Below are 11,457 nucleotides of genomic sequence, written 5' to 3' on the forward strand. Positions count from 1 at the left end.
ATGGCGAACTACATCGATGTGGAGACATTCGATATAGAGAAGTTTGGCGACAGCATTGCAAAAGCTGCTCGCGAGGCTGTGAAGTGGGAGCGCCGAAAACTCGAGTGGATTCTTGAGGAAAAGAAGAAGCAGCAATCTGAAGATAAAAAAGAGGCTGCTTGAATCGTCCAATTCTGACGATTATTGCCGGTTCGAATGGGTGCGGAAAGAGCACTCTTACATCTTCCGCACGAGATAAATTTCAGCAGTATCCGGTGCTTGACCCAGATGCGATCGCCAAGTCAATTCAGGAAACTTTAGGCCCGGTACACTCAGATATTGAAGCTGGCAAACGAGTTCTCCGTAATGCGGAAGACTTGATTGTGGCTGGTCAGAGCTTTACTGTAGAGACCACGCTTTCCGGAAGTACCTACTTGAAGATGGCCGCACGGGCAAAAAAGGCTGGATTCAATATCATGATCATCTTTATAGGAACGGCTTCCGTGGAGATCAACATCGAACGGGTAAAGGGTCGAGTATTAAAGGGCGGCCACGATGTGCCGGAAGAAGATCAACGGCGACGGTATCCTCGAACACTCGCAAATATGAAGCGGTTATTACCTCTGGCTGATCTTGCCGTGATTCTTGATAACTCGAGTCCTCTTGGACATTCACTTGTTGCGACAGGGCATCATGGATTCATGTCTTGGAACGAGCCAACACCTTCATGGGCGCTGCCTCTTCGCGAAAAGTAAAACCTGAAGACAATTACCGGTCGCGGGTCGTAACAAATCCCGGAACCCACAACAGCGCTCGCTTGTAGTCGCTCTCCGGAAGATCCGCGATAGACTGGCGAGCTGCCTCGGCATAGGCGCAGGCCGTATCCATGGCGTAGGCCAGGGACTCGTGCCGCTGCAGAATCTCCAGAATATCCGTATGGGCTACGTGCGCGAAGCTGCGGTCGGCGAGCACGGTGCGAATGGCTTCGCGATCGGCTCCGGTGCCCCGTTCCAGGGCATGGATGACTGCCAGCGTCGCCTTGCCTTCGCGAAGGTCGGAGGCCGCAGGTTTGCCGAGGATGTCGTCCTGCGCGGTGAGATCGAGCACGTCGTCGACGATCTGGAAGGCAAGCCCGAGGTTGCGGCCATACTCCCCCAGAGCCTCTTCATAAGGTGCGTTATCGGATGCGGCTGGATGCGCCGCTATCACCGCGCCAAGCTGCATCGAGACCTTGAATAGACAGGCGGTCTTGCGGTAGATGAGGTCGAAGTACTCTTCTTCATTGATAAGATGGCCCAGCTTCTCCATCTGCAACAGCTCGCCTTCGACCATCTGCTGCGTCAGCGAGATGAGCAGATCGAGGATGCGGAAGTTGCGCTCGGCCAGGGCTGTCTGGAACGACTGCATATAGAGCCAGTCGCCCGCGAGCACGCACTTGGCATTGCCCCACGTGGTGTTCGACGACGGCCGCCCGCGGCGCGTGCTGGCCTCGTCGATGATGTCGTCGTGTACCAGTGTCGCGGTGTGCAGCATCTCCACGACCGCACCCAGGCGAATGCGGGCCTCCGACTCGCACCCCACCGCCTTTGCGGAGAGCAGAAGCAGAAGCGGGCGAATACGTTTTCCCCCGCCGGCAATCAAATATTGCGCAATGTCCGTGACCACTTCGACCTGCGAGTCGGACTGGCGGGTGAACTCGCGCTCGATGGCGGCGAGGTCGTCCCGCAAAAGGTCGAAGACTTCGGCGGCGGTCGCGATGGAGAGTGAACTCACGATGAAGTTAAGAGTAGCAGGAACATCGATACTTCCGTTTGTTGGGCTCGGTTTAGTTTGAGCGGAAGTTGGTGAACTGCAGGTCGACTCCGAAGTCCTTGCCTCGCAACATACCCATAATTTCCTGCAGAGTATCGCGATCTTTGCTGGTCACACGCACCGTATCCCCCTGGATGGAGGCCTGCGCTTTTTTCTTCGATTCCTTGATGAGGGCGACGATTTTCTTCGCCGGTTCGGACGTGATGCCCTGCTTCAGCTTGATCTTCTGGCGCACGGAGGAGTTCGTGGCGGGCTCAATCTTCTCGTATTCGAGGTTCTTGAGTGAGACACCGCGCTTGACCAGTTTCTGGGAGAGGATCTCGATAACCGCCTTGAGGGTGTACTCGTCCTGGCTAGCGAGTTGAAGGGTCTCGGTGCCTTCCAGGGCGATGGTCGACTTCGAGCTCTTGAGATCGAACCGTGCGTTCACCTCTTTGGTCGCCTGGTCGATGGCGTTCTTGACTTCCTGAAGTTCTACTTTGCTGACGACGTCGAAGCTCTGATCTGCTGGCATAAGGAGTCCTGTTCGCTTGTTGCGATTCTATGTCTATGATGCGGTGTTTATTCTATGCGTCTGTTGACGGGAAGAGCGTGCAAAAGTTCTTTGTGGTCTGTGCAGCGATGGTCTCGTACGGAACATCGCGTAATCCTGCGAGGAATCGAGCCGTATGGGCAACGTTTGCCGGCTCGTTGGTCTGGCCCCGCAGGGGGATCGGTGCAAGAAATGGGGCGTCGGTCTCAACCAGGATACGGTCGACCGGTGCGGACTTCGCGACGGTCTGGATCGTCGTCGACTTCGGATAGGTGAGATTTCCGGCGAACGACAGGTAGAAGCCCGCACCCAGCGAGCGTGCGGCCTGGTCTTCGTTGCCGGAGAAACAGTGCATGATGCCGGGTAGCCCGCTCGGGGTCCAATGCTCGGCGATGAGGGCGAGCAGGTCCTCCCACGCATCGGCGGGCTCGTACTTCTGTTTTGCCGCAGGTATGGCCAGCTCGGACGTCCGGCAATGGATCAGGATGGGTTTCCGGGCGGTTACGGCAATCTTCAACTGGGCGACGAAGGCGGCCTGCTGCGTGGAAATGTCGGGATTGTCTAGATGGTAGTAGTCGAGACCGATCTCTCCGATCGCAATACAGCGCGGGTCTTCGACCAGGTTGGCAAGCTTCGCGAGGTTCTCCGGCGTGGCTTGATGCGCCTCCTGCGGATGAATGCCGGCAGAGGCGAAGATGTGTCCGTGCTCACGTGCCAGGTCGAGTGCGCGGTGCATCGTGTCCGGCCCGTCGCCAATGCCGATGGCCAGCAGCTTGGTCACGCCGGCCTCACGCGCGTTCGCGAGTACCTGCGGAAGGTTGTCGTAGTCGTCGAGATGGCAGTGTGAGTCGATCAGCATAGCTCTATTCAATTCTCTCAATAATTGGCGGAGATCTTCATGGAAGGGAAGGGGTCGTTGGCCGAGCTTCGCAGCGATTTCGGATCACGACCAGAATCTGTTTCTGGATAGCCCGCATCACTGCATCCGCCCAGATACCGGCATAGGGGTTGACATGGGTGGAGAGGCGTTCGCGGCTGGTCAGGTGCAGCATCACGCCATCGGGACGCGGCTCAAGGCTATACTCGCCATCGAGAACGTCGAAGAACTGGCCGCCGATGACCAGATGCTCATCGAGAGTGGTCGGCGGGATCGATTCTGTATTCGCGCGGATGGAAAACCGCAGATCTTTGTTCAACTCCCATTGGTTGACCGTTTCCGTGAAGGTAAGGTTCCCGCTAAAACCCGCTTGCCGGATGCCGCCAACCCCGGGATGGGAGAGCGTGGCCTCAATCGGCAGAGGAAACCCGATCTTCTGTACCCATGAACCCGGCAGTTCCGCTGGTGCGATCTTAGGGACGCTGGCGATATTGGCCCAGACGGTCTGAACTGGGGCATGGATCAGAATCTCTGTGTTGACCGTCCTGACCTCAAACGGCGAGGGAATCTGTGCTTCGAAGACGACGAACAGCAGCGGCAGCACGAGCACCGGTAAGGTAGCACTGGAACGTATTCTGCGTCGTTTTGCGAGCCCCACAGCGATCGCTGCGCCGATCAAGGACATGATCAGCACGATGGGCGCGATCATCACCACGCAGATGATGCCCTCCCACTTGATGGCAAGGAGTATGAGCGCCTGGATGAGCAGGGTCATCGCGGGGATGGTGTAGCTGCGCGAGTTCCGAATGAGTTCAGGACGCTCCAACTGCAGGTAGGTAGAGGCCGACGCGAAGCCCGTGACCAGCGGCGTAATCACCAGGTAGGAGACCGAGATCAGCAGCAGCCCAAGGGGGTGCGGCTTCTGCAAATCAGAGGGTCGCAAAGCCACCCATCCCATTAGGGAGATTGCAGCGTAAAGCAGCAGGCTTCCCAGTACCCCGACACCGATACCTGTCCACCAGGGACTCTTGTACGCGAAATGGGGGACCTTTGGCATAGAGGGCGAAGTCACTGGGGCCGTGCCGTTTACTTCAGGCGCGACCCCAGTGCGATCTCTTCCCCAAAGGTCGCGAGCACCGGCTTACCGCCGTCGCCCTCCGACGCCGCAAGCAACATGCCGTGCGACTCCAGCCCGCGCATCTTGCGCGGCGCGAGGTTGGTGATCACTACGATGCGACGGCCGATCAGGTCTTCCGGCGTATACCACTCGGCAATGCCGGAGAGAATCTGCCGCTTCTCATGGCCGAGATCGACCTCCAGCCGCAGCAGCTTATCGGCCTTCGGAATGCGCTCGGCAACGATAATTTGCGCAACACGAAGCTCGATCTTGGCGAAGTCGTCGATGGTGATGGCAGGTGACGCGTCGGCGGGGCCTGCGGTGATCGGAGTCTGTGAGGCGACCGACGCAAAGGGGCCACTGGCCGTAGCTTCAGTGTGCGAGGGCGTCGGCCCATTGTGCGTCGTGGTGGAGGCGCTGCCGCCGACAGGCAGCGTACCGGCGGGCTCACCGAGCGAGCTGGTACGAGGAGCTGCGGCAGGATGCGTGCTGTCAGTCGGCACAGGCTGCGCGGGCGCAGGCGTCGTTGCAGCCTTCAGTGGTGTCTCAGGACGGCCCTCAGTGGGCGCAGGGGTAGGATTTTCCATATCGGTCATGATCTGTACGAGTCCTTTGTCGGCGCGCGGGAAGATTGGAGTCAGCGCGCCGAGTTTTGTTCCGGGCTTTAGTCCACCCCATTGCAGGTTGTTCAATTCTCTGTTGCGAGCTGCGACTTCGATATCCCCAAGGCCAAGTTGTGCCCAGACTTTTGCGGTGGCGGCTGGCAGGATTGGGTGGAGAAGTGCCGTGATGATGCGGATAGATTCAGCGGCACAATAAAGAGTTTGCTCAACCGCACGCATGCCATCCGGTTGTTGCAAGTCTATTTTCCAAGGCGCAAGGCCCGTTAACATTTGGTCCGTTGTACTCACCATGATTGCTGTGGATTTCAACCATGTAGCAAGGTCACCCTTGTCCAAGAGCTCAGAGGCAACTGAAGGCAAGCTCTCCATCAACGATCTGATCTCGTTCGCGTCGTATTTCGGTGTCAGGTCTTCCAGGTCTGTCAAAAGTTCGGAGAGTGTCTGCTCAGGGGGCCCTTCAGAGATTGTGCCTTGGCAGTACTTGTGGAGCATAGAAAATGTACGGCTGACGAGATTCCCATAGCCGTTGGCGAGATCAGCGTTGTAACGAGTGATAAGGGCTTCAAAGCTGAAACTGCCATCCTGTCCGAACGGAATCTCGCGCAGCAAAAAGTACCGCAGTACGTCAGTCGCGAATAGGTCACGCTCAGGTTTGGTGCTGTTGGGGAACTGGCTACCGTAGACATGGTCACCGAAGCTATCGAGGATCGTCTCTGTGCGGACGATGTTCCCTTTAGACTTCGACATCTTTGAGTTGTCGAAGAGCAGCCATCCGTGTGCGGTGATCGCCTTGGGGAGAGGCAGGTCGGCGGCGAGAAGGAAGGCAGGCCAGTAGACACAGTGGAAACGGATGATCTCTTTACCTACTAGGTGGAGATCAGCGGGCCAGTAGTGCTTGAATTTCTTTTCTTCATCTGCATCAGTTGAGCCGTAGCCGATGGCTGTCATGTAATTAGCGAGTGCGTCGAGCCAGACATAGATGACGTGTTTTTGTTTGGCTTCGCTCGCTGCTGGTTCTGGGACGGGGATGCCCCAGGTAAAGCTGCTGCGTGAAACGGAGAGATCTTTGAGGGCGCCGGGGACGTAGTAAAGATTCTCTCCGAATTTACCTAGCAGACCTTTTTTGAAGGCAAGGTCAAACGCTTCCAAAACTTCAAGAGGCTCATTGTGGGGAGCGCCCAACTCTTCATTTGAGAGCTCAAGAACATACTGCCAGTTGCCGCGCAGGAAACTAAGAACTTCATTGCGACGAGCTTCGTTTTCGATCTTTAACTTGCCTGACTCAATGAGCTGCAGCAGTGGCAACTGGAACTCTGAAAGTTTGAAGAAAAAGTTTTCTTCTGTGACGATTTCGGTAATGCGGCCGCAGTCGGGGCAGGGGGCTCCCGCAGGGACGTCGACAAAGGTTTCGTCGGAAACGCAGTAGGTTCCGGTGTATGCCTTCAGTTCGATGAAGCCACGAGCGTGGAGTTCGGCGAAGAGTTTTTGGACACCACGTTTGTGTTTTTCATCGGTGGTACGGATATATGCGTTATTGGTGATGCCCATCCGCTTCCAGAGGTCTTCAAAAGATTTCGAAACCTGGTCTGCGAACTGCTGCGGCGCGATCCCTGCAGCGGCGGCAGACCGTTCAATCTTCTGTCCGTGCTCATCCGTGCCGGTGAGGAAGAATGTGTCGTCGCCCAGCAGGCTGTGGCGGCGGGCGAGCACGTCGGCGACGATAGTCGTATAGGCGTGGCCGATATGCGGTCGCGCGTTGACGTAGTAGATCGGTGTGGTGAGATAGAACTTTTTGCGGTCGGCTGACATGGGCTACATGCCAGTTTACAGTCAGTTGCCGTTCGATAGCATGGCGGCGGCTGGGCATTCGCAACTGCAATTGAGACAACCGTGTGTAGAACACGCACCACAGGTGCGTATCAGCGCGCGTTTCAGCGCTGCGCGAGCACGATGGGCACGGACCGCAGCGTTGCCGGCTGTAATGCCGTGCCGATTGGCGAAGTCGGCGAGCGGAGCCTCGTCCAGATCGACCTCGCGGATGAGCTGGGCGTAGTTCGGAGTCAGCGAGGGCAGTACAGCTTCGATGCAATGGCACACGAAGCTAAAAGTCGCCGGATCGTGCGGGGCGAGAGCTGAAGCCTCTTCCGTGCCGGTTCCCAGTTCTGTTGCCCAGCGGTCGATGGTGGCATTCTCTGAGCCGCGATGGCGATAGTGATCGATGACCGCATTGCGAAGGATGCGATAAAACCACGCCACGATGGACTCATCCTGCCGCAGGCCGCTGGAGTGCTGAACAGCTCGCAGATAGGCCGATTGCAGGATGTCCTCCGCGATGGCAGGATCGGCCACACGGCGGCGGACGAAGCCGAGGAAGTCGCGGCGGCGGTCCAGCAGTTCGGAGATGGTCTCAGTGGGCATACAAAAGAACTACACAATCCTAAAGACATAGATGCCGGAGGACGACGGTTGGCTTCTTGCCTCGTTCGCCCTCCGGCCGCTACGTGCGTTTAGCAGTGCGGGCAGCTACAGTCAGTGCCGTTGCAGTCCGGGCAGGTGCAAAGCGGGCCGCAGGGGCAGGTGCATTGGGTGGTCATGGCGTCGTTTCCTTTCCGGCCGCTTAATCGCGGTCATAGGTGCTGACGGACGACCGTGGAAAGCATTACACCCTCAACTTTACGCCGCGCTGAGCGGAAGCTCCGGTTCGGCGGGAGCGCCAAGTCGTGGCACCAGGATCTGGAAGATGATCAAGGCAAGCACGTAGGCAAAGGCCGCAAGTGTAAATATGACCATGGGATGCAGCGCAAAGAAGTGGGAGACGATCCAAGTGAAGAGGGCTCCTCCGGCCGCGCCAACGGCGCCTCCAATGCCAACGACGGTGCTGATGGCGGTCGAGGGAAACATATCTGTTGGCGTGGAGAAGAGGTTCGCCGACCAACCTTGATGCGCCGCGGCCGCCAGGGAGAAGAGAGCAATTGCCGGCCAGGCATTTGTCGGAAAGAGGTGGCCCATGTGCGGCACCAGCAGTATGGGAACAACTGCCAGGGCGCAGATCAGCAGCGCAAACTTGCGTCCCGAATTGACACTGTGCCCGCGGTTCATCCGGAATCCTGAAAGCCAGCCACCGGCGATGGAACCAACGCTGGATACGCTGTAGACGATGATCAGCGGATACTTCGCGTGGTTGAGATCCAGGCCGTAGTTGTCGTGGAGAAACATCGGCAGATAGAAGAGATAGAACCACCAGACGGGGTCGGTAAGGCCCTTGGCGAGGGAAAAGGCATAGAAGCCGCGATGACGCAGAAGAACCCCATAGGTGGAGCCTCCCGCCATTACGGGTGCAAGCTGGCGCTGCGTCGTTGTGGAGCCACGCCGGAGCTTGTTGTACGGGAAAAACATCCAGATGACACACCAGATAAGGCCCATGGAGCCGGTCGTAATAAAAGCGGCGTTCCAGCTATAGCGTGATGTGACGGCGGCGATCAGGATAGGGGCGATGAAGAAGCTGGCGTTGGAGCCTGAATTGAAAAGTCCGGTTGCGAGCGCGCGCTCTTCCGAGGGAAACCACTCAGTCGTGGCCTTGATGGCGGCGGGGAAGTTGCCGGATTCTCCGAGGCCGAGGAATATGCGGGCGATGCAGAAACCGAGCACGCTGGCAACGATGGAGTGGCTGATGGAGGCCAGTCCCCAGATCAGGATCGCCAGGGCATAACCGGTTTTGGTGCCGAGCTTATCGATGATGCGACCGGCGAACAGAAAGCCAACACCATAGGCAATCTGGAAGCACTCGATGATGTGCCCGTAGTTGAGGTGGTATGCGGCTTGGAATTTTGCGTCGAGTCCCGGAATCCAGCCCATGAATCCGAGGTGCAGTTGCGGCTCAATCAGCGAGAGGACCGAGCGGTCCATGTAGTTGATGGTTGTCGCGAGGAAGAGCAGAAAGCAGACGAACCACCGCATGCTGGGAGCAGTTTCGGGAGCTTGTGACGTAAAGCCGGAGTCGTAGGACTCGGAGGTTGAAGCGGACATGGGTCGGGCTCCTGAAGGATCGAGTGCGCACAGGTAATGGATTTTCGTTATGCGCCCGCCGATGCCGGACAAAACGCGTCGCCCCTGAGCATAGCCTGACGATAGTGGTAGGTGTCAAGAAAGTGGACAGACAGATTTTATGCCCTAGTCAAGGGGTTGTGCTCATCCAGGGGAAGTACGGATAGAGCAGCAGGAACAGTACCAGGGAAATCGCCATTAGATCCATGTAGATGCACAGAATCACGCCACCGTGATACAGACTCCAGCGCCGTTGAATACAGCGCACGGTCTCCGCCGTCCCAATCATCGTGCCCAGGGACGGCAGCAGAAGCAGCAGCGTCGGACGAATATGCGGGAAGTGGGAGAGTGGGATGGCGGCGAACACACTGCCCAACACCAGAACATTACCCCGGGCGAGTGAGCGCGTACGCGGATTGAAGAATCTAGGAATCAAAATCTGGCCGCAGGGCGCGGAACGGACGGTCCCGCAGGCCCAAAAGCATCATTGCACACCTGGAGCTATGACCAGTCAAAGGCGCTTTTGCTTTTGCTTTTGCTTTGCCTTTGCTCTTGCTTTTGCCTCTGTCTTTGCTTTTCTGGTTGTCATTCCGAGCGCAGCGAGCGAACCTGCTGTCTCCCGCTTTTTGCCTGCCTCACCCAGAAAAACGGTAGAAAGCAGGTTCCTCCCCTTCGACTCCGCTCTAGTGAGGAGCCGCGGCAGGTGGCATTGTTTTGGCTGGCGTCGACGCCGGCGTCGCGGGCTGTGCAAACGGCTTCGTATACACCGGCGGCGCAAGACGGCTGACACTTGAAACCGGAATCTCGACCACCCCGAAGCGATTCGAAGGCACGTCATGGATGGCGATCCGCAGGTAACTCTCCTTCCTGACGGGAGCGCTTATCTGGAGATGAAACGCCACAGGTTGTTGCGTGAACCGCTTGTACGTCTCAGGCGTCAGGGTCAACTGGATCGTGTTCCCGATCGCATTCAATAACTTTCCATTGGGATCGTAGACATAGGCCTTGAACTCGATAGTGCCTGTATGCATTCCGTCGGGTAGCTGCGTTAGCTGAAAATCACCCGGTAGAGCTACAAAATCCACATCGAAACGACGAAACGGGCCTTTGATCCTTTCGTTTGGATTGAGTTCGTTGCCAGGCGCAACAGTATCTTCGTCTGTCTTGGAGTCGGGTAGCACACGCACCTTGAAGAGGATGTCTCCGGGTGTTGGGGTGCCGCGGGTCATTGCAGTCGCAGCATAGGCTTCGGCCGAGTGCGCCGCAGTTGCAGCCGTTTCACGGATGGCGGTCGTGGGGGTTTGGTTTGGATCGTCCGCGTAGTAGCCGTGACGATAGGCGAGCTGAAGACCACGTGTAGCGAGGGTTCCGGTCAGGTTGACCTGGATCTTCCGGTACTCGCCCTTCCACTTGGAGTTCGACGGATTATAGGTCAGGGTGTAGTAGTTCGATCCGGAATCCATAGCCCTGGCCACCGCGTCGGCGAGTCCGTTGGTGTTGTAGTAGGCGTGGCCCCCGGTGTCGTCGGCCAGCTGCTCCATCGTCGTGTGCTCCGTGGCCTGGCTGCCACTGAGCTTTGCGACGTCATTGCTGACTGCTGTGGGATTTCCATCATCCTTTTGACCGGAGTTTGCGACGCCCAAAGCAGGAACGGTCTTCGGGTTGCTGGCCTCTACGGGGTAAACGGCTACCTGCGCGCGGTTGAGCAGATTCGTCGTCTCGCGGAACTCCTTATTGTTCATCTCCATGACGGAGAAGGGATCCTTGAGGCTGGGGTCGGGAAGAATGTTCAGCGGAAACCCGCCGGAAAACCAGATCACGTTTTTACGGTCGGGAAAGTTCGCTAGATAATGCGCCAGCTCGTTGAAGGCGTCCAGCGTGTATTGCTGGCGAAGCTGCAACGGGAAAGACTGTTGTTCGGCTGCGAACTGCTGCAGGTTGGCGGACGTCTGCGCCATCACCGGTCCCATGTCGCTCGTTATATCGGAGAGGCTCTGTGTATCGGCGTCGTTCCCGGTAGGATCTTCCAGCAAAACCGAGGCGCGTGGAATGAGCTTGTGTTCAACGGCATCTTTCAGCATCTCAGGGTCGGAACTGAAGCCCTGCAACAATATAAGCCGATTGGTCAGTCCAAAGATAGCGATACGCGCGTTGGGAGCGGCGTGTATCACGTACTGCTGCAACTGATTGCGGACGAAGCCCTGATCCTTCAGCGGCGTGTTCAGCGTGTCTAGCAGCAGGATATTCAGTGTTCCGTTGGGGGGGGCAGAGGTGTAATCCGTGAAGATGCCCGGCGGCAGCTTGGGAAGCTCTGGCCCGCGTGCCTGCGGTGCCGAGGAGGTGTGTTCCTCAAAGCTGAGGACCTGTTGTGGTGTCTTGCTCTCTAGCAGCTGGAAGCTGTCTTTGGTAAGCCCACGTATCGGATGACCGTTTTGGTCTTGCACCGCAACGTCGACCACGACGAGCTGCGTGC

Annotated in this window: 11 protein-coding genes; 2 read left to right on the plus strand and 9 right to left on the minus strand. The window is 57.5% G+C overall.

The features are described 5' to 3' along the window. The gene (locus tag GSQ91_RS22745; protein WP_158824045.1) at positions 1 to 162 is read left to right on the plus strand and encodes a hypothetical protein; all 162 of its coding nucleotides are present in this window, start codon (positions 1 to 3) and stop codon (positions 160 to 162) included. Then, on the plus strand, positions 159 to 734 hold the full coding sequence (locus GSQ91_RS22750; RefSeq protein ID WP_158824046.1) for a zeta toxin family protein: 576 nt from the start codon (positions 159 to 161) through the stop codon (positions 732 to 734). Before GSQ91_RS22745 ends, GSQ91_RS22750 begins: the two co-directional genes overlap by 4 nt. 13 nt (positions 735 to 747) lie before the next feature. Here the strand turns inward: GSQ91_RS22750 and GSQ91_RS22755 are convergent, their stop codons facing one another. The 9 genes from GSQ91_RS22755 to GSQ91_RS22795 all read right to left on the minus strand — a co-directional run. Beyond that, complete coding sequence (locus tag GSQ91_RS22755) at positions 748 to 1,752, minus strand: polyprenyl synthetase family protein (RefSeq protein WP_158824047.1); 1,005 nt, start codon at positions 1,750 to 1,752, stop codon at positions 748 to 750. A 52-nt stretch (positions 1,753 to 1,804) separates the two neighbouring features. Next, a complete protein-coding gene (locus GSQ91_RS22760) occupies positions 1,805 to 2,305 on the minus strand; it encodes a YajQ family cyclic di-GMP-binding protein (protein WP_158824048.1) in 501 nt (166 codons plus the stop codon). Positions 2,306 to 2,357: 52 nt separating this feature from the next. After that, on the minus strand, positions 2,358 to 3,182 hold the full coding sequence (locus GSQ91_RS22765; RefSeq protein ID WP_158824049.1) for a TatD family hydrolase: 825 nt from the start codon (positions 3,180 to 3,182) through the stop codon (positions 2,358 to 2,360). A gap of 37 nt (positions 3,183 to 3,219) precedes the next feature. Beyond that, positions 3,220 to 4,257 (minus strand): hypothetical protein, encoded by a 1,038-nt coding sequence (locus GSQ91_RS22770; protein ID WP_158824050.1) that lies wholly within the window; start codon positions 4,255 to 4,257, stop codon positions 3,220 to 3,222. A 29-nt stretch (positions 4,258 to 4,286) separates the two neighbouring features. Continuing rightward, entirely contained in the window at positions 4,287 to 6,749 is a 2,463-nt protein-coding gene (gene metG, locus GSQ91_RS22775) for a methionine--tRNA ligase subunit beta (RefSeq protein WP_158824051.1), read from the minus strand. A 21-nt stretch (positions 6,750 to 6,770) separates the two neighbouring features. Continuing rightward, complete coding sequence (locus GSQ91_RS22780) at positions 6,771 to 7,358, minus strand: RNA polymerase sigma factor (RefSeq protein ID WP_158824052.1); 588 nt, start codon at positions 7,356 to 7,358, stop codon at positions 6,771 to 6,773. Positions 7,359 to 7,613: 255 nt separating this feature from the next. Then, entirely contained in the window at positions 7,614 to 8,966 is a 1,353-nt protein-coding gene (locus tag GSQ91_RS22785) for an MFS transporter (protein WP_158824053.1), read from the minus strand. Between the two features lie 148 nt (positions 8,967 to 9,114). After that, complete coding sequence (locus GSQ91_RS22790) at positions 9,115 to 9,420, minus strand: permease (RefSeq protein ID WP_254064837.1); 306 nt, start codon at positions 9,418 to 9,420, stop codon at positions 9,115 to 9,117. Positions 9,421 to 9,667: 247 nt separating this feature from the next. Next, on the minus strand, positions 9,668 to 11,457 hold a 1,790-nt coding region (locus GSQ91_RS22795), incomplete at its 5' end, for a VWA domain-containing protein (protein ID WP_158824054.1).

The sequence above is a fragment of the Granulicella sp. S156 genome (assembly GCF_009766105.1).
In the GTDB taxonomy this organism is placed as follows: domain Bacteria; phylum Acidobacteriota; class Terriglobia; order Terriglobales; family Acidobacteriaceae; genus Granulicella.

Excerpts from the sequence above, each read along its gene's own strand:
- GSQ91_RS22745 (WP_158824045.1), top strand. The coding sequence starts at position 1 with ATGGCGAACTACATCGATGTGGAGACATTCGATATAGAGAAGTTTGGC.
- GSQ91_RS22760 (WP_158824048.1), bottom strand. The coding sequence starts at position 2,305 with ATGCCAGCAGATCAGAGCTTCGACGTCGTCAGCAAAGTAGAACTTCAG.
- GSQ91_RS22765 (WP_158824049.1), bottom strand. The coding sequence starts at position 3,182 with ATGCTGATCGACTCACACTGCCATCTCGACGACTACGACAACCTTCCG.
- GSQ91_RS22770 (WP_158824050.1), bottom strand. The coding sequence starts at position 4,257 with ATGCCAAAGGTCCCCCATTTCGCGTACAAGAGTCCCTGGTGGACAGGT.
- metG (WP_158824051.1), bottom strand. The coding sequence starts at position 6,749 with ATGTCAGCCGACCGCAAAAAGTTCTATCTCACCACACCGATCTACTAC.
- GSQ91_RS22780 (WP_158824052.1), bottom strand. The coding sequence starts at position 7,358 with ATGCCCACTGAGACCATCTCCGAACTGCTGGACCGCCGCCGCGACTTC.
- GSQ91_RS22785 (WP_158824053.1), bottom strand. The coding sequence starts at position 8,966 with ATGTCCGCTTCAACCTCCGAGTCCTACGACTCCGGCTTTACGTCACAA.